The 23,333-nt window shown below is 45.1% G+C and carries 23 protein-coding genes; 11 read left to right on the forward strand and 12 right to left on the reverse strand.

Annotated features, from left to right (window positions below; translation table 11 throughout):
* Positions 1–89 precede the first annotated feature (89 nt).
* The 6 genes from QZX97_RS18130 to QZX97_RS18155 all read left to right on the forward strand — a co-directional run bounded on the left by QZX97_RS18130 (position 90) and on the right by QZX97_RS18155 (position 3,798).
* Complete coding sequence (locus tag QZX97_RS18130; protein WP_295654330.1) at positions 90–329, forward strand: hypothetical protein; 240 nt, start codon at positions 90–92, stop codon at positions 327–329.
* On the forward strand, positions 314–622 hold the full coding sequence (locus QZX97_RS18135; RefSeq protein WP_295654332.1) for a type II toxin-antitoxin system RelE/ParE family toxin: 309 nt from the start codon (positions 314–316) through the stop codon (positions 620–622). The genes QZX97_RS18130 and QZX97_RS18135 overlap by 16 nt, the downstream gene beginning before the upstream one ends.
* A 186-nt stretch (positions 623–808) precedes the next feature.
* Positions 809–2,554, forward strand: coding sequence for an aspartate--tRNA ligase (gene aspS, locus QZX97_RS18140; RefSeq protein ID WP_295654333.1), 1,746 nt, complete (start codon positions 809–811; stop codon positions 2,552–2,554).
* Between the two features lie 24 nt (positions 2,555–2,578).
* Positions 2,579–2,776, forward strand: coding sequence for a hypothetical protein (locus QZX97_RS18145; RefSeq protein WP_295654334.1), 198 nt, complete (start codon positions 2,579–2,581; stop codon positions 2,774–2,776).
* Complete coding sequence (locus tag QZX97_RS18150) at positions 2,773–3,255, forward strand: FKBP-type peptidyl-prolyl cis-trans isomerase (protein WP_295654335.1); 483 nt, start codon at positions 2,773–2,775, stop codon at positions 3,253–3,255. Before QZX97_RS18145 ends, QZX97_RS18150 begins: the two co-directional genes overlap by 4 nt.
* A 78-nt stretch (positions 3,256–3,333) precedes the next feature.
* Complete coding sequence (locus QZX97_RS18155; protein WP_295654337.1) at positions 3,334–3,798, forward strand: FKBP-type peptidyl-prolyl cis-trans isomerase; 465 nt, start codon at positions 3,334–3,336, stop codon at positions 3,796–3,798.
* A gap of 5 nt (positions 3,799–3,803) precedes the next feature.
* Here QZX97_RS18155 and ispF read toward each other — a convergent pair whose 3' ends face one another.
* Entirely contained in the window at positions 3,804–4,283 is a 480-nt protein-coding gene (gene ispF, locus QZX97_RS18160) for a 2-C-methyl-D-erythritol 2,4-cyclodiphosphate synthase (RefSeq protein ID WP_295654339.1), read from the reverse strand.
* An 8-nt stretch (positions 4,284–4,291) separates the two neighbouring features.
* Complete coding sequence (gene porV, locus QZX97_RS18165) at positions 4,292–5,464, reverse strand: type IX secretion system outer membrane channel protein PorV (protein WP_295654341.1); 1,173 nt, start codon at positions 5,462–5,464, stop codon at positions 4,292–4,294.
* 242 nt (positions 5,465–5,706) lie between these two features.
* Here porV and QZX97_RS18170 point away from each other — a divergent pair, with 242 nt between their 5' ends.
* A complete protein-coding gene (locus QZX97_RS18170; protein ID WP_295654343.1) occupies positions 5,707–7,353 on the forward strand; it encodes an SUMF1/EgtB/PvdO family nonheme iron enzyme in 1,647 nt (548 codons plus the stop codon).
* A 73-nt stretch (positions 7,354–7,426) separates the two neighbouring features.
* Here QZX97_RS18170 and QZX97_RS18175 read toward each other — a convergent pair whose 3' ends face one another.
* Together QZX97_RS18175 and QZX97_RS18180 are read right to left on the reverse strand one after the other, a co-directional pair.
* On the reverse strand, positions 7,427–8,452 hold the full coding sequence (locus QZX97_RS18175; RefSeq protein WP_295654345.1) for an aldo/keto reductase: 1,026 nt from the start codon (positions 8,450–8,452) through the stop codon (positions 7,427–7,429).
* Entirely contained in the window at positions 8,442–9,569 is a 1,128-nt protein-coding gene (locus tag QZX97_RS18180; RefSeq protein ID WP_295654347.1) for an AI-2E family transporter, read from the reverse strand. Before QZX97_RS18180 ends, QZX97_RS18175 begins: the two co-directional genes overlap by 11 nt.
* 137 nt (positions 9,570–9,706) lie before the next feature.
* On the opposite strand from QZX97_RS18180, the gene uvrC reads away from it, so the two are divergent.
* On the forward strand, positions 9,707–11,515 hold the full coding sequence (gene uvrC / locus QZX97_RS18185; protein WP_295654348.1) for an excinuclease ABC subunit UvrC: 1,809 nt from the start codon (positions 9,707–9,709) through the stop codon (positions 11,513–11,515).
* A 51-nt stretch (positions 11,516–11,566) separates the two neighbouring features.
* On the opposite strand, the gene gldN is transcribed toward uvrC, so the two are convergent.
* The 6 genes from gldN to QZX97_RS18215 form a co-directional block, all read right to left on the reverse strand.
* Positions 11,567–12,628, reverse strand: a complete 1,062-nt coding sequence (gldN, locus tag QZX97_RS18190) for a gliding motility protein GldN (RefSeq protein ID WP_295654350.1) — start codon at positions 12,626–12,628, stop codon at positions 11,567–11,569.
* A gap of 21 nt (positions 12,629–12,649) precedes the next feature.
* A complete protein-coding gene (gene gldM, locus QZX97_RS18195; RefSeq protein WP_295654352.1) occupies positions 12,650–14,188 on the reverse strand; it encodes a gliding motility protein GldM in 1,539 nt (512 codons plus the stop codon).
* A gap of 52 nt (positions 14,189–14,240) precedes the next feature.
* On the reverse strand, positions 14,241–15,059 hold the full coding sequence (gldL, locus tag QZX97_RS18200) for a gliding motility protein GldL (protein ID WP_295654354.1): 819 nt from the start codon (positions 15,057–15,059) through the stop codon (positions 14,241–14,243).
* Between the two features lie 81 nt (positions 15,060–15,140).
* Complete coding sequence (locus tag QZX97_RS18205) at positions 15,141–16,466, reverse strand: SUMF1/EgtB/PvdO family nonheme iron enzyme (RefSeq protein WP_295654356.1); 1,326 nt, start codon at positions 16,464–16,466, stop codon at positions 15,141–15,143.
* Positions 16,467–16,720: 254 nt separating this feature from the next.
* On the reverse strand, positions 16,721–17,479 hold the full coding sequence (locus QZX97_RS18210) for a uroporphyrinogen-III synthase (protein WP_295654358.1): 759 nt from the start codon (positions 17,477–17,479) through the stop codon (positions 16,721–16,723).
* 32 nt (positions 17,480–17,511) lie between these two features.
* Entirely contained in the window at positions 17,512–18,471 is a 960-nt protein-coding gene (locus QZX97_RS18215; RefSeq protein ID WP_295654359.1) for a DUF4271 domain-containing protein, read from the reverse strand.
* A 284-nt stretch (positions 18,472–18,755) separates the two neighbouring features.
* Here QZX97_RS18215 and QZX97_RS18220 point away from each other — a divergent pair, with 284 nt between their 5' ends.
* Positions 18,756–19,397, forward strand: coding sequence for a nitroreductase (locus tag QZX97_RS18220; protein ID WP_295654360.1), 642 nt, complete (start codon positions 18,756–18,758; stop codon positions 19,395–19,397).
* A 21-nt stretch (positions 19,398–19,418) separates the two neighbouring features.
* Here the strand turns inward: QZX97_RS18220 and QZX97_RS18225 are convergent, their stop codons facing one another.
* On the reverse strand, positions 19,419–19,871 hold the full coding sequence (locus tag QZX97_RS18225; RefSeq protein WP_295654362.1) for a pyridoxamine 5'-phosphate oxidase family protein: 453 nt from the start codon (positions 19,869–19,871) through the stop codon (positions 19,419–19,421).
* Positions 19,872–19,969: 98 nt separating this feature from the next.
* Positions 19,970–21,190, reverse strand: coding sequence for an SGNH/GDSL hydrolase family protein (locus tag QZX97_RS18230; RefSeq protein ID WP_295664893.1), 1,221 nt, complete (start codon positions 21,188–21,190; stop codon positions 19,970–19,972).
* Between the two features lie 227 nt (positions 21,191–21,417).
* On the opposite strand from QZX97_RS18230, the gene hemW reads away from it, so the two are divergent.
* Positions 21,418–22,539, forward strand: coding sequence for a radical SAM family heme chaperone HemW (gene hemW / locus QZX97_RS18235; protein ID WP_295654366.1), 1,122 nt, complete (start codon positions 21,418–21,420; stop codon positions 22,537–22,539).
* A 184-nt stretch (positions 22,540–22,723) separates the two neighbouring features.
* Complete coding sequence (locus QZX97_RS18240) at positions 22,724–23,272, forward strand: fasciclin domain-containing protein (RefSeq protein ID WP_295654368.1); 549 nt, start codon at positions 22,724–22,726, stop codon at positions 23,270–23,272.
* Positions 23,273–23,333: the final 61 nt, after the last annotated feature.

Here is a 23,333-nt window from a genome sequence, read left to right on the forward strand (position 1 = left end):
CCCCCCCCCCCCCCCCATAGTATGTTTTATAAAAAAATAGATATGAGATATAATACTGACAATTTGTATATTTGAGTAAAGCATTTGGTATGATACCTGGAAGTAAAATAAAAGAAGAACTGATTGAAAAGATTAGCCATACGGAAAATGAAGAATTGCTTTCGCAGATTGCCCGACTGGTTCATCTTGAGTCGGAAATTGAGGATGTCTATCATTTAAGCCCCGAAGAACGTGAAGCTGTTAACGAAGGCTTAACTCAAATCAAAAACGGACAGTTTTTGACCAACGAAGAAATAAATGCCAAGTTTGATAAATGGCTAAAACGATAATTTGGTCTGCAAGAGCTGATAATGACCTTTTTGATATTCTGGATTATTGGGCCAATAGAAACCGATCTGATGTTTATAGCATTAAATTGAAAGGCCTTATTGATGACTGTGTAAACCTCATTGCCGAATTACCCGACATCGGTAAACCAACCGGTATCCCCAATTTACGATTGAAGATATTAAGAGATTACCTCATCTTTTATAATGTAAGTGCCGACCACTTAGAGATCATCACTATTTGGGATAGCAGAAGGAACCCAAAGAAACTTTCTGATATTTTGAAAAGGATATAGGGGGCCATGCTGGTTATCCGAGGCGTTTTTCGTACATTTGTATGACCGCTGATTTGGATTCATTTGTCTGATTTCGCTGATTTTTTTTCGTGAGATACCCATGAATACCCATGTCTCAAATCTAATATCTCAATACTCACATCTTAAATAAAGAAAATGTTACTTTTGCGGACTCATTGAAAACTTATGCTTAGAACTCATACCTGCGGCGAATTAACTATCAGCAATTTAGGGCAAACGGTTACTTTATGTGGCTGGGTGCAAAAATCGCGCGATTTGGGCGGTACCACCTTTATCGATGTGCGCGACCGTTACGGATTGACCCAATTGGTTTTAAACACCGATAGCGACGATGCCCTGCGCGGAAAAAGTCGCGAACTGGGCCGCGAGTTTGTAATTAAGGTTACCGGTAAAGTAATTGAGCGTACCAACAAGAACGCCAAAATGGCCACCGGCGATATTGAAATTGTGGTTAGCGATATTGAGGTATTGAACGGCGCCAAGATACCTCCATTTTTAATAGAGGACGATACCGATGGCGGCGAAGAACTGCGCGCCAAATACCGTTACCTGGATTTGCGCCGCAACCCGATACGCAATAACCTCATTATGCGCCATAAACTGGCTCAGGAGGTGAGGAGATATTTAGACAGTCTGGATTTTATAGAGGTGGAAACGCCGGTATTGATCAAATCGACCCCCGAGGGCGCGCGCGATTTTGTGGTGCCCAGCCGCATGAACCCGGGCGAGTTTTACGCTTTGCCGCAATCGCCGCAAACGTTTAAGCAATTGCTGATGGTAAGCGGTTTCGACCGTTACTTCCAAATTGTGAAATGCTTTAGGGACGAGGACCTGCGTGCCGACCGCCAGCCTGAGTTTACCCAGATAGACTGCGAAATGAGTTTTATTACGCAGGAAGACATATTGAACACGTTTGAAGGGATGGCGCGCCATTTGTTCAAAAATGTAAAAGGTATTGAATTGGGCGATTTCCCGAGGATGCAATATGCCGACGCTATGCGCCTGTATGGGTCTGACAAACCGGATATCCGTTTCGGGATGGAGTTTGTGGAGCTGAACGATGTGGTAAAAGGCAAAGGTTTTGGCGTGTTTGACAATGCCAAATTGATAATAGGCATCAACGCCAAAGGCGCGGCCGACTATACCCGCAAGCAACTGGACGAGTTGACTGAATGGTTGAAACGCCCTCAAATTGGCGCGACGGGATTGATTTATATGCGCCATAATGCTGATGGCACTTTGAAATCGTCGGTTGATAAGTTTTATAACGAAGACGAGCTGACCAATTGGGCGGCCACATTTAATACCGAGCCGGGCGATTTGGTGTTGGTACTGGCAGGCCAAACCGACAAAGTGCGCAAACAAATGAGCGAACTTCGCTTGGAAATGGGCGGCCGTTTAGGCTATCGCGATAAAAATGTTTACGCGCCGCTGTGGGTGCTCGATTTCCCGCTGTTGGAGTGGGACGAAGAGAGCCAGCGTTACCATGCCATGCACCACCCTTTCACCTCGCCGAAGCCGGAGGATATCCCGATGCTGGAAACCGACCCGGGCGCTGTTAGGGCAAACGCTTATGATATGGTAGTGAATGGTATTGAAGTAGGCGGTGGTTCGATCCGAATACACGACAGGGCTTTGCAATCATTGATGTTCAAACATTTGGGCTTCTCGCCCGAAGAGGCGCAAAAACAATTTGGTTTTTTGATGGATGCTTTTGAATTTGGCGCGCCGCCGCATGGTGGCATCGCTTTAGGTTTCGACAGGTTGTGCTCTATCTTCGCCGGGTTGGATTCGATACGTGATGTGATCGCTTTCCCGAAAAACAACTCGGGCAGGGACGTGATGATCGATACACCATCGACGATTGCCGAAACGCAGATGAACGAATTGAAGATCAGGACAACAGTTTAAGTTAAATCCCGCTATTTTTATCATATGCAATCAGCAATCATATCAGGGGAGTCGAAAAAAGATATTCAGCTTTTAATGACTATCGCCCAAAAAATGGGAATGAGGGCCCATATGCTAAAATTAGATGATATAGAGGATTTTTGGATGGGTAAAGCTATAGAAGAAGCCGATAAAGTGGCCCTGATCAATACCGAAGAATTTTTGAAAAATTTAAAGCAATGAGGAAACTGGTTTTTGTACTATTTGTTATAAGTGTATGTCTGGCATCCTGCGGTGGCGGCAATAAAGTGGACTCCGGAATTTTTGACCCGGTGAAACAAGCGGCTACGGATGAATCGGTGATACAGGCTTATATCAAGCAAAACCATATCGATGCCAAAAAAGGGCCATCGGGTTTATATTACCAGATATTGAAGGAAGGAACGGGTGCAAATGCCACACAAAACTCTACCGTAAAGGTAAATTACGAGGGCAAAATGACCGACGGTACCGTGTTTGACAGTACCCCGGCGGGACAACCGGCGAGCTTTCCATTAGGCAATGTGATACAAGGCTGGACCATGGGCATCCCTTTGGTTAAAGCCGGTGGTAAGATATTGTTATTGATACCTTCGGCATTGGGCTATGGTGAGCAGGGCGGCGGGCCGATACCACCAAATACTGTACTGATATTTACCATTGATGTGTTGAGTGTACAGTAACATCAATATTTAGGCAACAAAAAGATCAATTGGAAACAATTGTTTAGTTTTACCGACGTTATTTAGGAAAAAATTTAGATGAAAAAAACCTTCTACCTATTATTACTATTTGCTATTGGCCTTACGGCATGTAAAAAAACAGTTTTCGACCCAACGGCTCAGGCCATAGCCGATGATGCTGCCATAAAAGCGTATTTGAAAGCAAATAACCTTACCGCTACAAAAGACCCATCGGGGGTATATTATAACGTAGTTACACAAGGTACGGGTTTAAATGCTGCTGATACTTCGACGGTACAGATAAATTACGTGGGCAAGTTGTTAAACGGAACCGTATTTGCCCCATCGGGCAAACAATCCACCACACAAATTTTAAGTAGCTTTATACCCGGCTGGCAAATAGGTATCCCCTATGTTAGGGCAGGCGGGCGTATTCAACTGTACATCCCATCGGGATTAGGTTATGGCAATGATTCTTCGAACGCAGCCATACCGGCCAATTCGGTGTTGATATTTACTGTTGACGTGCTAACGGTCCATTGACGTTGCTATACTTTTTCGATTAAACAAACCGCGTAAGCTGTAACACCTTCCTGACGGCCAATGAAACCCATTTGTTCGTTGGTTGTGGCTTTGATGGAGATATCATCTTCATCAATACTTATTGCAGCGGCTATATTTGTTTTCATAGCAGGGATATGCGGGTTTATTTTTGGTGCTTCGAGGCATACCATGGCATCGATATTGCCGATTGAGTAACCCTTGTCGGCCAACAGCTTAACTACATGTTGTAACAGTACCAGGCTGCTGATGCCTTTCCAGCGGTTGTCGGTATTGGAAAAATGGTAGCCTATATCGCGCAGATTGGCGGCGCCCAGCAAGGCATCGCAAATGGCATGCAGCAACACGTCGGCATCCGAGTGGCCGAAGGCGCCGGCATGGTGGTCGAGTGTAACACCGCCCAAAACAAACGGGTGTCCTTCTTTGAGCTGATGGACATCAAAGCCAAAACCTACTTTTATCTTCATGAATGTTATTATTTACCGAAATTATAGCCCAAAGATAAGCGTAATGTATTTGCCAAGGGACTATTTTGCTGACTGGCTATGATATAGGAAAAATCGAGGGCAACCCCGTCATAATTAATTCCGGCGCCAACGGTGGTATATTGCCTGCCGCCCTTGTCCGGGTTTTCGTAAAAGTACCCGGCACGCAGTGCAAAGAGCTTGCTGTACATATATTCGATTCCGGGCGACAGGGTGATTTCTTTTAACTCCTCGCTAAAACCCCCGGGTGCATCGGTAAAAGAACCAAAAATGCCCGACACTACCGAGCGGTTATCATCACGGCCTGATATGATGTTGCCGTTGGCATCGCGTATGGGCGGGGTTGGTACCAACAGTTTATTGAGGTCGAGAGTAATGGTCAATTGGTCTTCGGCATCCAAAAAATAAGTGTTGGCGGCACCTATTTTCAGGTTAGTTGGCAGGAAATACTTTTGGCCGTTATCGCTGTAGCTCATTTTGGTGCCGATGTTGGAGATATCGACACCAAAAGCAAACAAGGCATCTTTGCCAAATTGTTGTGTAGGGTTTTTATAATACAGCGACACATCGGCAGCAACGGCGCTTGCCGAACGGGTAGGCTGGCTGCTTACGGCTATTCCGTTGGTTAAATTGGAGTATATATACCTCGCCGAAAGGCCAAGGGAAAAATTATCGCCAAATTTACGGGCGACAGAGGCATCTATTGAAAACTCGTTGGGCTCGAAAGTACCTTGCTGGTTTTGATTGGCATCTACCAATTCAATCTTGCCCAAATTAAAATACCGTAACGATGCACCAATGGTGGTGCGCGCGTCGGTTTTTTGCGCAAAGCTGAGGTAGGCCAGGTTGATATCGGGGATGAGATTGCGCAGCCATGGACTATATGACAAGGAAAAGTTGGTGGGGTCGTCCAAAAAAACCAGCTTCGAGGGATTCCAAAAGTTGTCGTTTACGGTTGGCGCAAGCGCTACACCGGCTTCGCCCATGGCGCCCGAGTGGGCATCGGGCGAGATAGCCAAAAAAGGCACAGCAGTGGTGATGGTGTTTGAGGTGCTGCCGTTCACATTGGTACCGGTGCCCACGGTTTGTGCCATTGTACGCACACCGGGCATTAAAGCCACCATACAAATACATGTACGTACAAAAAGCTTCAGCATTTTCATCGCCGTAATTTAGCTGTTATTTTTTTATCCTAATAATAAACGGCTATTATTAGTAAGTGTTGTTTTGGTTAGCATTAAATTGTTGTGATAAAAAAATGCGCATGGTTATAACTTCGCGCCATTTTTTTCGTTAAACAACCGAATGTATTTATTAAAAAACTTAGAAATTAAATTGATTGCTGTATCTTAGTGCTTACTAATCAACAATACCTGTTTGATCGTAGTGTTTTTTATATTGTAAAATGAGAAAATTTTTGACCAGATATAGTTTAGCCATAGCCGTTTTGGGCTTTGTTTTGAGCGGTTGCAGCACAAAGCCACGTTCGCAAAAAACAGGCATGACCTATAACGACAAAACGAACGGTGGTTTCCAGATGTTCAAAAAAACGCATCCGGCGCCGGGCCCCGGTTTAGTTGCCATAGAAGGTGGTACCTTTGTGATGGGCGGCAGTTTGGATCAGGATGTTCAATACGATTACACGTTCAACAAGATCAGGGTGCCTATTTCGTCGTTTTATATGGACGAAACCGAAGTGGCCAACCAGGATTGGCTGGATTACCTGCACTGGATCGTAATCAACTTCCCTACCGACCGCGAGTACTACTACAATGAACTGCCCGATACCCTGGTATGGCGTAAACCCCTATCTGCCAACGAGCCTTATGTGAACAATTACCTGCGCCACCCATCGTTTCAGGACTACCCGGTTGTGGGTGTTAGCTGGGAGCAGGCCAATGATTATTGCGACTGGCGTACAGACAGGATGAACGAAAACATTTTAAGAGAAACAGGTCGTTTGGTTGACTGGAAAACAGCATCGAACGATGGTAAAAAGGTGCCTACCTTGAAAAAAGGTGAGCCTTTTAACACCGATATTTATTTGAACGGACAAACCAAAGGTAACGGCATTAACGGTAAAAACATGATGACCGATTTGAGCCCCACAGCCAAAGTTGGCGCCAACGGTAAAGCCGTAAGGCCTGTACGTTTGGAGGATGGTATTTTAAGGCAAGAAGGTTACAGATTGCCTACCGAAGCCGAATGGGAATACGCTGCCCTTGGTTTGATAAGCCCTAACGGCGATGAAAATACACAGGAAGGCAAAATTTATCCTTGGAAAGGCATGGGTGTACGCTCGCCTAAAAAGAGCACACAAGGCTTGATATTGGCCAACTTTAAACGCGGAATGGGCGACTATATGGGTGTTGCAGGAGCGCTGAACGATAAAGCTGACATTACTGCCCCTGTAAGATCATACGAGCCGAACGATTTTGGTTTGTACAATATGGCGGGCAATGTTAACGAATGGACCGCTGATACCTACCGTAATTTGACTTACGAAGATTTTGACGGACTGAACCCTTTTAGGGGAAACCAATATACCGATAAACGTTTGGCTGACCCAACAAAAGGATTATTGGCGAAAGACAAATACGGCAGGCCAATTTTAGACCCATCGAAAACCGCTAAAAAACAAACCTGGGCAGAATTGACTGCGTCAAAAGCTTCGACTACTGCTGCAACGCCCAACACCGGAACATCAACGACAACACCTTCGACCACTACAAATACCGGCAACAAATACGCGGCATCGTTAGAGGGGAAACCTTATACTCCCGACCTGCGGGGTTATAACGATACTGTGAACAACGTGCTTTACGGACGCACCACATTGATAAACGACCGCTCTAAAGTATACAAAGGCGGGTCTTGGAACGATATGGCTTATTGGCTAAACCCATCAACCCGCAGGTTTATGGATCAAGGCGATGCCAGTGCCGAGGTAGGTTTCCGTTGCGCGATGACCAATGTGGGCGCAGCCGAAATAAACCCGAACGGCAAAACACATATCCCGGTTAAAAACCCACCTAAATATGTGCCGAGGTAAAAAAATATTTCAATCATAAAAAAGGGGCGATGTAAAACACGTCGCCCCTTTTTGTTTTTGATACCTGCGCTATTTATAAAAATCGTCTTTGCTCTATCTTATCATAAAAACCACCATACACGTTTTTCTTTACGGCATCTTCTTCAAAGAATGCCGCCGGGAAACCAGGTTCGTAGGCGCTTACATTGTCGAGCCGCTTCATGTGTTCGGGGCTTAGCGTGATATTAACGCATTTCAGGTTTTCGGCAACCTGAGCAGGTTTGGTGGCACCCACTATCGGAATACAGGATACGGGTTGCTGCATGAGCCATTTCAGGGCTACGTTTGAAGCATCGACATCTAATTCATTGGCTACGGCTACTACTTCGCGGGCTATGATAGTGCTACGCTCGTTAAGGCGGTTGCTGGTTTCTTTGATGCGGCCTTTCTCGCCGCGCAGGTATTTGCCGGACAAAGCACCTCCCGCCAATGGCGCCCAAGGCAAAACCGTCATGTTATAATGTTGAGCCATGGGTATCAACTCGCGCTCCACAGTGCGTTGCACCAGACTGTACTCAACCTGTAAACCTATAAACTGGCTCCAGCCGCGCAGTTCGGCCAGAGTATTGGCTTTTGACACCACCCAAGCCGGCGTGTCGGATATGCCCAGGTACAAAACCTTGCCTTGTGTAACCAGATCGTCCAAGCCGCGCAAAATTTCGTCGACCGGCGTGAGGTTGTCCCAAATGTGCAGGTACAGCAGGTCGATATAATCGGTATTGAGGCGTTTTAAGCTGGCCTCCACGGTAGCCATCATGTTTTTGCGGTTGTTGCCGCTGGCATTGGGGCTCTGCATGTTTTCGTACAAGCTGTACTTGGTAGCCACTACATAGTTATCGCGCGCAGGCGCTATAAATTCGCCTAAAAATTTTTCGCTGGTGCCTTTGGTATAAAAGTTGGCGGTATCTAAAAAATTGCCGCCGGCATTCACGTAGTCATCAAAAATTTGCTTGCTGGTTTCTTTATCGGCGCCCCAGCCGTTTTCGGTGCCAAAGCCCATCGTGCCGAGGCATAGTTCGGACACTTTTAAGCCCGAACGCCCTAATAATTTATATTTCATCGTTATCAACTTTATCTTCTATCTCTTCGACGCTATCACCCTTTTCGACCACCTCTTCTACCAGGGCATCGGCATAGTCTGTTTCATCGCCAAGCAGTAAACCCCATGGTTTAAGGTCGTCAACACGGTCGAATATAATCTTGACGATGGCCAACACCGGTATTGACAGGAACATGCCCGATATACCCCATAGCATTTCGCCAATTACCACACCCAAAACAACGATCAGGGCGTTTAGTTTCACCTTTGAGCCTACAATGCGCGGCATAAGGATATTGCTGTCGACTAAGTGCATGCCTACGATACTGGCGGCAACTTCGAGGGCTTTGGTAGAACCCGCGGTGCCCAAAGTGAGCAGCGCGCCTATGGCCATGGCCGAAAATATACCTACATAAGGCACCAAATTAAATACAGCGGTAATGAGCGCTAAAAGGAAGGCATATTGCACACCCAGCAGGCTTAATACCCCATAAACTACGCCGCAAACAATCAACATTTCGATAAAGAGGCCCGAAATATATTTGCGCATGATGTACTGTATCTGCCCGGCGATGTCGAAAACCATCACATCGCTGCCATCGCCGAAGGCTTTGAGCAAAAAGCTGATGAGTATTTTGCGATAGAAGAGGATAAAGAAAGTGTAGATAAATATCAGCACCAAAAACAGGAATATGGATGATACCGACAACACGGTTGAGCTGACATACGATGCCGCAGAAGCATTGACTTCGGTTTTGATGGTGTTAAGTTGCTGGTTTAAACCAATGTGGAACTCGTGATATGCCCAGCGGTGTATTTGGTCGTAGGTTTGTTGTACCTGTGCCTGTATTTTCGGCCAGTCGGAGTATATACTGCTTAACTGCAGGCCAATGATGTAGGCGATGGAAACCATAAAAGCGGTGAACAATATCACAGCCATCATGGCGGCAGCGCCACGTGGCAAACGTAATTTGTATTGTAAAAAACGCGCGACCGGGAGCAACAGCATGGCAAAAAGAAACGAGAACACGAGGGGTTCCAAAATCTCCTTCGCTATAAAAACCAAATAGCCAATGCACAATAAGCTGATGAGCATACAGGCAAGTTTGGTGTAGAAAGGCAGGGTCGCTTGTTTCATGTTTGGTTGATGTGCTATTGTTGAAGGTGAATATAGGTATTTTTTGCTTGCAGTACCCATAACAAGCCAAAGGTCAAATTGATTTGCCAAAAGTAGGGCAGTACAAAAATAAGCGCTAATTTTACGTTTGTATCATAATGGACAAATTTGACTATAAGGCCGCGTTAAAAAACATCCCCCATAAGCCCGGTGTGTACCAGTATTGGGATGAGAACAAGGAGCTGATTTACATTGGCAAAGCTAAGGACCTGCGCAATAGGGTATCATCGTACTTCAATAAGGACCTGAACATTAATGCTAAAACGAAGGTATTGGTGAGCAAGATACGCAACATTACCTTTACCATAGTTGATACCGAAATTGATGCCTGGCTGCTGGAGAACAGCCTGATAAAGAAACACCAGCCGCGCTACAACGTGATGCTGAAGGATGATAAGACCTACCCCTGGATCATCATCAAAAATGAACACTTCCCTAGGATATTCTGGACAAGGAAAATCATTAAGGACGGGTCGAAATACTTAGGGCCTTATGCTTCGGTGAGCATGATGCATGCTATTTTGGGCGTTATACGCGAAACGTACGCGTTGAGGACTTGTAATTTGCCGCTATCGCAACAAAACATCGACGCGGGTAAATTTAAGGTTTGTTTAGAATACCAGCTGGGTAATTGTAAAGGCCCCTGTCAAAACTATCAGACCGAGGAAGACTACGCCAACAGCATTGAAGAAATAAAAGACATACTGAACGGAAAAATAGGCGCGGTTGTAAAAAACCTGAAGGCCGATATGGAAAACGCAGCAGCCAATATGAACTTTGAATTGGCACACCGACTGAAACATAAGTATGATGTTTTAGAGAATTATCAAAGCAAATCCACGGTGGTTAACTCGTCCATAACGGATGTGGATGTGTTCAGTATCGCATCAGAAGAGAAGTATGCTTTTGTGAACTTTTTAAAGGTGATGAACGGCACCATTATCCAAACACAAACCATCGAAATAAAGAAGCGCTTGGACGAGAGCGACGAGGAACTGCTGACCATTGCCATTACGGAGTTTAGGGACCGATACCAAAGCCGGTCGAAAGAGATCATTGTGCCGTTTGACATTGAGCTTGATGACGAGAACATCAAATTCACTGTGCCTAAAATGGGCGAAAAAAAGAAATTGCTCGACCTGAGCCAAAAGAATGTGGTGTTTTTTAAACGCGACAGGATGGACCAGTACGAAAAACTGAACCCGGAAGTACGGTCGGAACGGTTGCTGACACAGATGATGAAGGATTTGCGGATGAACCAGTTGCCGCACCATATTGAGTGTTTTGATAACTCGAACTTTCAGGGCAAGTACCCGGTTTCGGCCATTGTGGTGTTTAGGGATGGCAAGCCATCAAAAAAAGAATACAGGCATTTTAACGTAAAAACAGTTGAGGGGCCGAATGATTTTGCCACCATGGAAGAGGCTGTTTTTAGGCGATATAAGCGCATGTTGGACGAAGGCAACACAATGCCCCAGCTAATCATTATCGACGGTGGAAAAGGGCAGTTATCATCAGCCATAAAGAGTTTAAAGCTGCTGGGGATAGAGAAGGAAGTAACCATCATCGGCATAGCCAAAAGGCTGGAAGAATTGTACTATCCCGGCGATCAATACCCGATGTATCTGGACAAAAAATCGGAGACACTTAAAGTGATACAAAACTTACGCGACGAGGCTCACCGCTTTGGCATCACCTTTCACCGCAAAAAGCGCGACAAGGGTACATTGGCTACCGAGTTGGAACTGATAGACGGCATCGGCAAAACTTCGGCCGAAAAGTTGTTAAAGTATTTTAAATCGGTGAAAAAGATAAAGGAAGCTACGGCTGAAGAACTGGAAGAGGTGGTGAACAAAAAGCAAGCGATGGCTATTACCGGATATTTTAAAAAGCCCGAAACCGTGTAAACAAAAAAGGCGATGGGTAACCCCATCGCCTTGTGCTATTTTTTTACTGTTTTAGTATTGCCATAAGGAAAGTTCCCAATCCATCAACGATTTTTTGATACGCTCGGCTTCATAGAGTTTATCTATGCCATTCGCGTAGTCTTTTATACGTTCGTCCTTCTCGTTCGATTCTTTTACAATATAGCTGTAGAATATCCGTTTCAAGAACACCTGATCGAAACTGAGGCCGGTAGCATCGTTATGTTTCAACTCGGCTGCTTCGGTAGCCAATATCTTCCTTGCTTCGGGGTAATACAACCAAAAAGCGGGCTGATAATCGTTTTCGCCGGCGCCTGCAATGCGAGGTTTAACCATGGGCGCTATACCCAATATACGAGGCTCGAAAACCGAACGTTGCTTATCAAACATCCAAACTTCTTTAATGCGGAATTTCAGGATGCTATCCGGGTTAAATTCGCCGGCCACCATATGAGCGCTAATTTCGGCGCCTGTATTCGGATCGAATTTTTTCACCAGGCTACTATCCGCAAGCTTTGCCATCGCAGCTTCCTTGGTCAATGGCGTTTTAAACCTGTCGCCATTCACATCTTCTTTAGCCGGATTTGAAGTGGGGTCGTAAGCGGTAAGCTCATCATTTTTTATGGCATTAACCAAAACATCTATCAAACGCTTTTTAGGCGACATAAGGTAGGTGTTTACACGATCGCGCAGGTCAATTTCGCGCCAAATGGTTTTCTCGTACACCACATCGGCTTCGCGCAGTGGTGCATACGGCGTAGGCCTGGCGCTAAACGTGTTGGTTTTTACATAAAAGCCATCCAGTGGGGCATCTTTAGCGGGCGTAGTATCGCGGCGTAAAGGTATGCTGGTTAGGGCAATAGAGGTTTTAGCTGTTGAATCGGGTTTAGTGGCAACAGTAGTGGTATTGCCTTTAACAAGCGGCTTTTTACCCTTTACCGTGGTTTTACCAACCGGCTTTTTTCCAGTTGTGCCGACAGCTTTAGTTGACGCGGTACCTGCCTTAGGCTTTGGTTTGGGCTTTGTTGTTGTTTGCCCAAAAACCACTTGCCCTGCAAATGCCAGTAACACGATCAATAAAATCCCCTTTTTCATAAACTTCCCTTTCTATAACAATTAATTCGCTGTCAATATAATCGGCTGCAAACCACGTGTAGCGCCATCGGGGCCTACCGCAGTAATATCATCAAACCATACCCTTGTGCCTGGTGTTATTGTTTGCATAGCCGCTTTCATTTCTGCAGTCAACTCGTTACCGGTCGCTTTTTTGCTGATCACATCCTGCCTTGGTTTTTGAATGAGCAAGGTAAAACGGGTAACGGTAAACTTGGCATCAAATTCAAAATCGGCCAGGAACGCGAAAACGCGATCTTGTGCTCTTAAGTTAACGGCACTGGTTTGGCCACTGCTTTTGCCTGCAAATTGGGCAACCGGATCGGGTATGCGTTTAACACGGAAGTTAGTTGTACCCAATACCACTTGCGGTTTGCCTTTTTCAAGCTCGCCCATGATGGTTACCTTGGCTTCGCCTATTGACGATACCCTCGCTTCAAAATGGCCCGGCGATGCCTGAGTTAAAGTTCCGTTGGTCATAGATACGTGCAATTGCTCGCGTGCTATGCCTGGTGCCGAAATTGACAATGGGTTAGGCACACCGATATACAATACGTTCATCTTATCCGGCGATACCACTGCCGATGGCTTGGCTACCTGATAAGTTTGAGTTGGCGTAGTGTATGTTTTGATGGTACCATCGGTTTGTTTAACCCTTATAGTACCTGTCCATGTTTTAATACCTTCGGTGGCGGTGCTTCCTACGTATTTACCTTGTCCGTTTTCGATAGGCAACGGGCTTCCACCTACACTAATATCAGGTTTCGATTTTGAATCGGACGCAGTTAAAAATACCTGAGCGGTGTACGGCTGACCAACAATTACATAACTTGTTGGTGCAACTGCAACAGCGTTAAACTGGTCGAGGTTAACTACGGCCTGGTCAACTTTGCTCAGTAATTTTTTTACAACTTCTGATTCTGAGTTTTTGGTATCTGATTGTACCTTGGTTAAGGTAGTGATTACTGCACCCAGCGGGACACCTTCGCTAAAATTAGCCAGCTCCCAGGTATCTTTTCCTTCTTTAGGGTTTTTAGGATCATCTGCAGACAAGGAAAGGTCAATACCGTCGCGATCCTTAGGATCTAACAGATTAAGCAGGTTTTCGCGTGTTGCAACTATTTCCTTTTTCAGTTCTGTCGCTTTGCCATTCGCTATCAACTTATTGAAACTTACATCCATGTTATCACGACCTTTATAGTCCTGACTTTTTTCATCAATGCCGCCGGTATTGGTGATGAGCAGTTGTTTTATCTGTTCTACATCGTCGTTCAATTTATCGGCGTATTCTTTGGCTTTTAAAGCCTTGTTGTACCATGGCAGCGCCCTATCGTGCTGATCTTTCAAACTTGTTTTTTCGAAAGTTGTAATCGTTTGGCTAATACCTGATTCTACGTTTTTACTTGAATTAGTCAAACTGTCTGTGATTTTTTTAAAGGCATCAAGCAAGTTATCCGGTACGTTAAGCGCAATTAAGCCCAATAACACCAGGTATAAAATGTTGATCATCCGCTGCCTTGGGGTTTGTTTACCTCCAGCCATATATTAATATTTTAATATTGTTAAAATTTGGACCAAATCATCATTTATCTAACTATACTTTGGGGTTCATTGCCGACAGCATATTTCCATATACTGAGTTTAATGTGGCCAGGTTTTTAGCTAAACGCGATACTTCTTCTTTAAATTTCTTCGAATCGTCCATCGACTCGTTGAAGTTTTGCATAGTACCGGCTAAGTTTTGGTAGAATTTGTTCATTGATTTTAAATGCGCGCTCGAATCCTGCAATTCCAGTTCGTAAACGGCATTTAAGGCCGACAGGTTTTTAGCCAGATTAGAAACCTGATCGTGATATGCTTTTGCATCGGCGCTCGAGCTTGCAAAGTCGGTTAAACCTGTTGTTGCTTTTGAGAAAGCGATGTTCAGGTTTTCGGAAGCTTTAGAGAAAGCCGTGGTCATGTTATCATAACTTGCACCGGCCGTTTTTATTTTGTTTGTAAACTCTTGCGTGGCAGTACCTGCATCGGCTACTTTGGTAATTGTGCTCACCTTATCGCTAAAGGTTTTTAAGCCTTCGCCCAAGCTGTTCAACAATTCGGGACCAATTTTAGCATCGGTTATCATTTTATCCAATGATAAAGCAACCGGGGCCGCAGAGCCTGCTTTGGTAACTGCTTTTACAGGAGCGTCATCAGCCAATTCAGGATAAACCCTTGTCCAATCCGGTTCGTGCGGCTCGTTTTGAAAGCCTAACAGCGCGAACAAAAATGCTTCGGTACCCAAACCAATGGTAATGAACCATGTAGCACCTTCCCAGTGTTGGATTTTGAATAGCAACCCAATGATTACCACTGTTGCACCCCAGGATACAATGTTGTTGATCCCGATCTTTAATTTTTCTTTGCCAGCCATACTTGTTATAGTTTAGTTGTTTGATTGTTTTTTGATAGTGTTAAATTAAATATTAAGTTGTTGTTGTTGAATTAGTGTTTGTTAATGCCTGCTGGTTATACTCTGCCCGTCAAACGTGGCCACGCAGCGGAAGCCGATATATGCTTTTGCTGTATCCTGAAATTCGTAGGTGCGTGTACCATTTTGTAAAAACCAGGCAACATCTTTAAAGGAGCCGCCACGCACTACTTTGCGTTTTAAAACATTGGGGTCGGTTTTTTTGGCTTCGTAAGAGAAGGTGGGGGCCAGATCGCTCACAAAGGTAGATGCAGCAGCATCATAGGCTGATGATGTCCATTCGGCAACGTTGCCTGCCATGTTATATAAGCCATAATCGTTGGGGAAGTAAGATCGTACGTTGACTGTGTATATGCCGCCATCGTCGCTATAGTTGCCGCGGCCTGGTTTAAAGTTGGCCAGTAAACAACCTCTGGCGTTTTTAGCGTAGGGGCCGCCCCAGGGATAGATCGTTTTTACACGGCCACCACGGGCTGCGTATTCAAATTGCGCCTCGTTTGGCAGCGAGTATGTGCGTTGTTGCGATAGATGGCGCGAATCGGCATAGGCATCGTACAAGCGTGTGCGCCAAATGGTAAAAGCCCTTGCCTGTTTCCAATTGACACCCACCACAGGATAATCCTGATAAGCGGCGTGCGAAAAATATCCCTGGGCCATGGGCTCGTTAGCTGCATAGGTAAAATTGCTTAGCCAAACCAAAGTGTCGGGATAAACAGGGATGGTATCGCGCAGTATCGCATCCGAACGTTTTTTTGTTTTATCAAACTGATTGTTGGCAGCTTCCCTTAAAATCATGTCGGCATAAACGTATTTCAACTGCTTTACATCAATCTCGTTGCGGTCGAACACACGATCATCGCCCTGGTAATACATGTTGTTTAGTTTTGAAGCATTCCCCGGCTGGCCTTTTTTATCATGCCAAATGGGGTTTTTGGCTACATAGTCCCAATTGATGTATTTTTTGCCCCTATTGGCTGCCGCACCTGCGCCGGCTTTTGGCTGATAGTAATACTTGTTGTCCTTAAGATAATTGGTGATGGCAATGGAATCGCGTACCCAGTTTACAAAGGCGTGGTATTTTGAGTTAGACAGTTCGGTTTCGTCCATAAAAAATGCCGGAATAGTAACCTGTTTGTCATCGCCTATTTGCGAGAAGGTAATATCCTGATCTACCGTTCCCATTAAAAAGCTGCCCGATGGTATGTATACCATGCCAAAAGGAACAGTTGGCCTGAACGAACGCTGACGTACGCCAACAACTTCGCCACGATCGTTACTCAACTTGCTTTGGCCGCAACCCGCCAAAATCCCACCTGCCAATATAAAAATTACGTAATGATAAAGCTTCATTTTAAAGTATGAGTACTAATAAAACACACAATTAACATGGTCGAATATACTTAAATTAAATTGAACCCGAACAAACGCACACATTGCGCCTGAGGTAAAATTATTTTTAAACATAACAACTTTTAACAACAATTATTGTGTTTAATTTAAATAATGGAGACCTTACTCCATACGCAGACAATTATACGAAAAAAATAAATTAAGGTTTCTATAAATTTTTTGTCGAAAATTAACCGATAGTTAAAAAAGAAGTTTTATTTGTTTACTTGTTTAACATATTGTTCAATGGCCATGGTCATTGACGGGGCGGCTGGGGTAGGTGCCGAAATATCGATGATCAAACCGGCATCGGCCACTGCTTTTGCGGTAGTTGCGCCAAAAGCAGCTATGCGGGTATTGTTTTGTTGAAAGTTGGGGAAGTTTTTGTAGAGCGACATAATGCTCGAGGGGCTAAAGAAAGCGATGATATCGTAAAACACTTCGGCCAGATCGGAAAGGTCGCTCACCACGGTGCGGAAAAGAACCGCAGGCGTAAAATTATAGCCATTTTCCAACAAAAACTTTTGGGTTTCTTCGGCGGCTACATCAGAGCATGGGTACAGGAATTTTTCGCCTGAGTGTTTTTTAAGCACTTCTGTCAAATCGGCGGCGGTTTGTTTGCAGAAAAATATTTTGCGTTTGCGATATTGGATATACTTTTGGAGGTAGAGCGCGATAGTTTCCGACAAACAGAAGTATTTCATATCGGCCGGTACCTCGAAACGCATTTCTTCGCAAATACGGAAAAAATGGTCGGCCGAGTTGCGGCTGGTAAATATAACGGCTGTAAAATCGGCAAGGTTGATGCGTTCTTTACGGAACTCCTTAGCGGCCACCCCCTCGACGTGGATAAACGACCTGAAATCGATTTTCAGGTTGTATTTTTTAGCCAGTTCGGCATAAGGATTCTTGTCTGTGTCCGGTTTAGGTAAGGTCACCAATATGCTCTTTACCTTTTTCTTTCTATCTTCCAAAGTTCCTAAATGTTTATTACGCTCTGTAAATCTTATAAATCCAATGCCTTAATTAATATCAAAATGGGGCAAATTTCGAGGGCACAAAGATAGATAAATAAATAAATTTTTTGAAATCGAAATTTAGAAATAATGTTGAAGGCAGTCCGCAGGTATTGGATGATAAGTATGATGATAATGGCGCCCATAGAAAAAGCCAGCAAATAGGGCTTAAAATTGGATGATAACAAGCCAAACAACGCCACTATCGGCAAAAATATGAAGGCCACGTTAAAATAAGTAAGGTAGAGTATCGAGATATATTCTTTAACCAAATGGCCTATATCGAACACAAATCCGATTAGCCGCAGCACAAATATCTTGATGATGAACAGCACGAGTACCGCGACAGACAGCGTAAAATACAATTGAAAGCCGCTTACATCGAAGCCCAAAATATCATAACTCAAATGATAGTAGTTTACCACCTGGTACAGGTACAGGCCCATGGTTAGCCCAAACAGGGTAAAGAGGCCTACAAAGGTCCATGAAGTGAGCAGGTTTTCATCGTTGGTGATATAGGCAAAGGCTTTTTTGCTGTAAAATGCCTGTATGATGCCGTAAATATCTTTACCGATAATGAGGTTGAGCACACCCAGATAAACAAGCAGGAAAAGGATGACGGCAACAATCCATGCAGGGCGCAAGGCGCGGCTTTTACCGACGTATAAGGGCTTTGTTTTTGCATTATGCTCAACAGAAAACCGGTACAAATCGGGCGCGTAAAGCTTCAGAGCGGTATCGATAAATACGTTATACCGAGCCGGATTTGGCGCTTTGAGATACAGCATGGTCAACGAATCTTCAACAAAATGCTGACGGGCAAGGGTAGCAGAATCTCGCAATGCTACTTTGGCGGTATCGGGTGGGTTAGCGGCTACGCTATCGGTTTGCGCAAAGCAGGTAAGGCATGTAAAGCAAACAAACATGTATACCAGTATTAATTGACGCATTAGCAAAGCCTTGTGTTGATGCGCAAATTTATCGGAATAATTTGGTTTAAAGGCAAAATGCTTAAAGCATTATTAAACTTAAAAAATGGGGAAGTAACCGGTATGGAAAAACGGGAGTGCGGTCGTCCCTGCTTGGTTACTGTTTTGTTAAAAAACTCGCGGTTAAGGTGATGCATGTCATTTACTAACAGGCAGGGTACCGTTAGCTTTGTGTGGTGAAAATAAACATACCAACAGCTATTGAGGCCGAAGATGTTATCACATAAAATAAATGAGAGCGAAACATGGAAACTATAACAAAACCAGTAGCCGAGATAATACCGGAAGTAATTAGAAACCTATATGAACGCCGGTCGGTACGCCGGTATTTGGACCGTGCCGTTGCGCGTGAGCTGATTGAACAGGTAATAGATGCCGGGCGGATGGCGCCGACGGCGATGAACAAGCAACCCTGGAAGTTTTATGTATTGACCGAACCGGAATCGATCAAAGAATTTTCAAAATCAATAGTCAAAACCCTGGCCAAAGAAATGATGCATGAGGGACCTGCCGGGATAGCCAAACTGGCCGTTGGGGCCCTGTATAACCTGTATTACGGGAGCTTGCTGGAGGGACCGGATGTTTTTTACGGAGCGCCGGTGGTTATTTTTATTACTGCATCAAAAGATGAACCCTGGGCTTGTTATGATACCAGCATGTGTGCGCAGAATATGATGCTGGCCGCCAAAGCGCTTGGTTTAGATAGTTGCCCGCTTGGCGTGGGCAAATCGGTGGAGCATACGCCCATATATTACAAACTAAGGATACCTTACCCTGAAAAGGTTTTTCTGGCATTGGTAATTGGTTATGGTGATGAGAAACCGGATGCATACAAACGCATGAAGGACAATGTTGTTTACGTAAACGACCTTCAACCTGCAGAATAAATATAGCATTGGGTAGTGTGCCTAATGGTGCTCGAAGCGGCCCGTTTTGGCCACGAGCACTATTTTGTATAAAATAAGCTCCAGCCGTGTGCCAACATCTTCCTCGTCTTCGGCGATGCCATGTGAGGGGTGGTCGGCCGGTTTTTCAATCAGGGGCTCGATGCTCTTGTTGAGCAGCATCATGGCCTGTTCTTTCTCGGCCATATCGGTAATCTCTTCAAAACGGCCCCAGGCCACTACGCTTTTCCAGTTGAAAATACTTTTGATGTCATCCACCTGGAAACATACACGGGGGTTTTTACGCATCATGTCGATTTTTTTGCCGGGCGCACTGTGGCTGATGATGGCTTTGCCATTGTACACGTAGTTGATTGGCACAATATAGGGCAGAATGCCGTCGGTGCTGCCAATACGGCCTGTGATTTGTTTTTTGAGCAGATCTTCGATCTGTGCTTCGTTTAGTTCGCCCAGCATAACGCTTTATTAGTATCCAAGTTTACGGCGGAGACCGGCATACCGAAATGACCATCGTCACCTGTAACGATGATTGTGGTTATAATCAGTTTATGGGCCTATTTGACGAATAGAGAAAGGTCGATTGATTCGCCCATCATTTTGTACCCCAGTTCATTAGGATGAAGATGATCGTTGGCTCCGCTCTGGGCTTCGGTTAGCAAAGAAGCTATATCGTTCGGGTCTCGCAGCGTTTTATCAAAATCGATAACCGCATCAAAATGCCCGCCTGCACGGATCCAATCGTTGATCAGGTTCCGTGCCGCATCACGATAAGGCCTATAGTAACCATTGTTTTTAAAGGGCGTAATGGTAGCGCCATACACTTTAATGCCCTGCGCATGCGCATCGCTAATCATTTTTTGGTAAGCAGTAATAAGGCCTTTGGCAACATCAAATGCCGCGGTGCTATCCCTTGTGCCACCAAGGTCGTTTACACCTTCGAATATTATGAGCCAGCGTACACCGCTTTGTTTCAGCACATCGTGCTCAAAGCGGTTAAGCCCGGTAGGGCCAAGCCCGCCCCTGAGCACAGCATTACCGCCAATCCCCATGTTAAGCACCCCTATTTGCTGCGTGCTATGGTTTTTTTGCAGGCACATGGCCAGTATATCAGGCCATCTGTCTTGTTTATTGGTACCCGATCCGCGCCCGTCGGTAATGGAGTCGCCAAAAACCGCTACGGCACCGGCCGATTTTGGTGCTTGTACATCAATGCCCGTGATTACGTACCAATGGTCTGTTTTAACGGCGTCGGTAAAATCGGCCTCGGGCGACGTATGGTCGCCGCCAAGGAGGTACGAGGTAGTGCGCGAGCCGGGATGACCGGTTATGGTTGGAGAAGTTTCGCCAAAGAACATGGTGATAGCGACCTCCATTCTCGGTTTCAGGTTGAATGAGACCGGATCGGAAACAATTTCGGTACCGGCGTCGATGGTAATATCCTGCTTGCCGCTAAACTGCAATGTTTTAGTGGTGGATGCATCAATGGTGCTGCCGCCAGTCGACGCGGCTATTTGTACCCCTTTTATAGTAACGGGCTCTTTGCCGAACTCGTTGGAGAATTTTAAGCGCAAATTTTTACCGCCAATGGAAACGCATACCACCTGGCGCAAGGTATTGTTGCTTAGTCCGGGAGCGGGAGGCATATTGCCGGGTTCGACCAATTGACGGGCGGTACCCCAGGTACCCACCCATTCTTTTGCCGCGGCGGACGGCTTTTTGGGATGCGCGGGCTTGGAAAATGCAAAAAGTGTGGATGTGCATAATAAACAGCCCATCACAATCGTCATCAAAAATGGATGAGGCGTGGACCGAAAAGCTTTAAAAAAAAAGGGGCTGAAAGTAGCTGGTTTATAAGTCATAACGAGCGTTGTAATCGATTGCAATGTCGGAACTTTTGAGTGAATTACAAGCTTTCTTTCAATAAAATTACACAGGGGCAAATCGTCCGATTGATAATATATCGCTGAGATCAGGAAAATGATAATTGCCGTACCTTTGCACCATGGCCGGTATCTATATCCACATCCCTTTTTGCAAACAAGCTTGTTATTATTGCGATTTCCATTTCAGCACATCCTTAAAGTATAAAGATGAATTGCTCGGCGCTTTGCAAAACGAGATACGGCTGCAAAAGGATTATCTAAACGGCGAAACTGTAGAAACCATTTATTTTGGCGGGGGCACGCCGTCGCTGTTGAAAGGTGGCGAGATCAACGCGCTGATCGATACGATAACACGTTACCACACGGTATCGTCGGATGCGGAAATTACGCTGGAGGCTAATCCGGATGATCTTGACCAGGAGAAGGTATCTGCCTTACGGCAAACGCCGGTGAACCGTTTTAGCATTGGTATTCAATCGTTCTTTGATGAAGATTTGTTTTGGATGAACCGTGCGCACCGGGCGAACGAAGCGGAATCATCGATAAAGCGGGTGCAGGATTGCGGCTTTGAAAACATTACTGCCGACCTGATATACGGTTACCCCTTATTAACCGACCAAAAGTGGAAACAAAACCTGGAGCTATTATTTGCTTTGAATATACCGCATGTATCGGCTTATGGGATGACGGTGGAACCGAAAACGGCGTTAGCAGCTTATATCAAAAAGAAAGTTTACGCACCTATGGATGAAGCCCAAAGCGCTGAACAGTTTATGGTGCTGATGAACGCAATGGAACAGCAGGGTTATGAGCAATACGAAATTTCGAACTTTTGCAGGCCGGGGCATTACTCGCGGCATAACGCCAATTACTGGAAAGGGGTGAAATATTTAGGTGTAGGGCCGTCGGCGCACTCATTTAACGGTGAGGCAAGAGCCTGGAACGTGGCCAATAATGCCAAATACATACAGGCGCTGGCGGGCAACCAAATACCCGCCGAAAGGGAAGAACTGACGGAGCAAAACCGGCTGAACGAATACATCATGACAGCATTACGCACCATGTGGGGATTGGATATCGATAAACTCGATAATATTGCCAATAACGCATCGACGGAATTGATATGCGCGGCAGAGCCTTATTTTGACAAGGGTTGGCTGCAGCGCGAGGGGCAGATTTTTACCCTTACCCAAGAGGGGAAATTGTATGCCGACCTGGTTGCATCGGAGTTGTTTTTTTAAGAGCCCCAGTGGTTAATTTTTTACCACAAAGAGCGCCGGGGCTTGCACAGAGGTGGTTGAGTTTGCATTTTATTAAATTTCATTCCATTGATTTACTGATAGTTGTATGATTTTTTGATATCTGAAAAATCCGTGGGCTAGCTACTGTCGTAAATCGCTACAAATTGAAAAACATCTCAAAAAAATGAAAAAATTTCTAATCGTGGCCTTTGCTTTAGCAGCTATCGCAATAGCGCCCAAAACTTACGCTCAAACTAAAATGGTTGGTGGCGCAGCAATGTACCCAACTAAAGACATTATTGATAATGCCGTAAACTCGAAAGACCATACCACCCTTGTTGCCGCTGTAAAAGCAGCCGGTTTGGTTGAAACTTTAAAAGGCGCAGGCCCCTTCACTGTGTTTGCACCAACCAACGAAGCCTTTGCGAAATTACCTGCCGGTACTGTTGACAATTTGTTGAAACCGGAAAACAAAGCTACCCTGACCAAAATTTTAACTTACCATGTTGTTGCCGGCCGTTTAAGCGCTGCCGACCTGGTTGCCAAAATTAAAGAAGGCAATGGTAAAGCAACTTTGAAAACCGTGAGCGGCGGCACTTTAACTGCCATGCTGAAAGGTAAAAAAGTTTACCTGGTTGACGAAAAAGGCGGCGAAAGCTGGGTAACCATTGCCGACGTGAACCAAAGCAATGGTGTGATACATGTGGTAAACGCTGTATTGTTGCCTAACTAATTAAACCATCCATCTACCTATGTTATGAGCCCGGTTGTAAAAGCGCCGGGCTTTTTTTTGG

This window comes from uncultured Mucilaginibacter sp. (genome assembly GCF_903893715.1).
Classification (GTDB): Bacteria; Bacteroidota; Bacteroidia; order Sphingobacteriales; family Sphingobacteriaceae; genus Mucilaginibacter.

What these genes read in the sequence shown, in the direction of transcription:
- QZX97_RS18180 (WP_295654347.1), bottom strand. Translation starts at nt 9,569, where the DNA reads ATGAAACAAGCGACCCTGCCTTTCTACACCAAACTTGCCTGTATGCTC.
- porV (WP_295654341.1), bottom strand. Translation starts at nt 5,464, where the DNA reads ATGAAAATGCTGAAGCTTTTTGTACGTACATGTATTTGTATGGTGGCT.
- uvrC (WP_295654348.1), top strand. Translation starts at nt 9,707, where the DNA reads ATGGACAAATTTGACTATAAGGCCGCGTTAAAAAACATCCCCCATAAG.
- ispF (WP_295654339.1), bottom strand. Translation starts at nt 4,283, where the DNA reads ATGAAGATAAAAGTAGGTTTTGGCTTTGATGTCCATCAGCTCAAAGAA.
- hemW (WP_295654366.1), top strand. Translation starts at nt 21,418, where the DNA reads ATGGCCGGTATCTATATCCACATCCCTTTTTGCAAACAAGCTTGTTAT.
- QZX97_RS18220 (WP_295654360.1), top strand. Translation starts at nt 18,756, where the DNA reads ATGGAAACTATAACAAAACCAGTAGCCGAGATAATACCGGAAGTAATT.
- gldN (WP_295654350.1), bottom strand. Translation starts at nt 12,628, where the DNA reads ATGAAAAAGGGGATTTTATTGATCGTGTTACTGGCATTTGCAGGGCAA.
- QZX97_RS18130 (WP_295654330.1), top strand. Translation starts at nt 90, where the DNA reads ATGATACCTGGAAGTAAAATAAAAGAAGAACTGATTGAAAAGATTAGC.
- QZX97_RS18135 (WP_295654332.1), top strand. Translation starts at nt 314, where the DNA reads ATGGCTAAAACGATAATTTGGTCTGCAAGAGCTGATAATGACCTTTTT.
- QZX97_RS18225 (WP_295654362.1), bottom strand. Translation starts at nt 19,871, where the DNA reads ATGCTGGGCGAACTAAACGAAGCACAGATCGAAGATCTGCTCAAAAAA.
- QZX97_RS18205 (WP_295654356.1), bottom strand. Translation starts at nt 16,466, where the DNA reads ATGAAGCTTTATCATTACGTAATTTTTATATTGGCAGGTGGGATTTTG.
- QZX97_RS18145 (WP_295654334.1), top strand. Translation starts at nt 2,579, where the DNA reads ATGCAATCAGCAATCATATCAGGGGAGTCGAAAAAAGATATTCAGCTT.
- QZX97_RS18155 (WP_295654337.1), top strand. Translation starts at nt 3,334, where the DNA reads ATGAAAAAAACCTTCTACCTATTATTACTATTTGCTATTGGCCTTACG.
- QZX97_RS18230 (WP_295664893.1), bottom strand. Translation starts at nt 21,190, where the DNA reads ATGGGCTGTTTATTATGCACATCCACACTTTTTGCATTTTCCAAGCCC.
- gldL (WP_295654354.1), bottom strand. Translation starts at nt 15,059, where the DNA reads ATGGCTGGCAAAGAAAAATTAAAGATCGGGATCAACAACATTGTATCC.
- QZX97_RS18175 (WP_295654345.1), bottom strand. Translation starts at nt 8,452, where the DNA reads ATGAAATATAAATTATTAGGGCGTTCGGGCTTAAAAGTGTCCGAACTA.
- gldM (WP_295654352.1), bottom strand. Translation starts at nt 14,188, where the DNA reads ATGGCTGGAGGTAAACAAACCCCAAGGCAGCGGATGATCAACATTTTA.
- QZX97_RS18215 (WP_295654359.1), bottom strand. Translation starts at nt 18,471, where the DNA reads ATGCGTCAATTAATACTGGTATACATGTTTGTTTGCTTTACATGCCTT.
- QZX97_RS18240 (WP_295654368.1), top strand. Translation starts at nt 22,724, where the DNA reads ATGAAAAAATTTCTAATCGTGGCCTTTGCTTTAGCAGCTATCGCAATA.
- QZX97_RS18150 (WP_295654335.1), top strand. Translation starts at nt 2,773, where the DNA reads ATGAGGAAACTGGTTTTTGTACTATTTGTTATAAGTGTATGTCTGGCA.
- QZX97_RS18170 (WP_295654343.1), top strand. Translation starts at nt 5,707, where the DNA reads ATGAGAAAATTTTTGACCAGATATAGTTTAGCCATAGCCGTTTTGGGC.
- aspS (WP_295654333.1), top strand. Translation starts at nt 809, where the DNA reads ATGCTTAGAACTCATACCTGCGGCGAATTAACTATCAGCAATTTAGGG.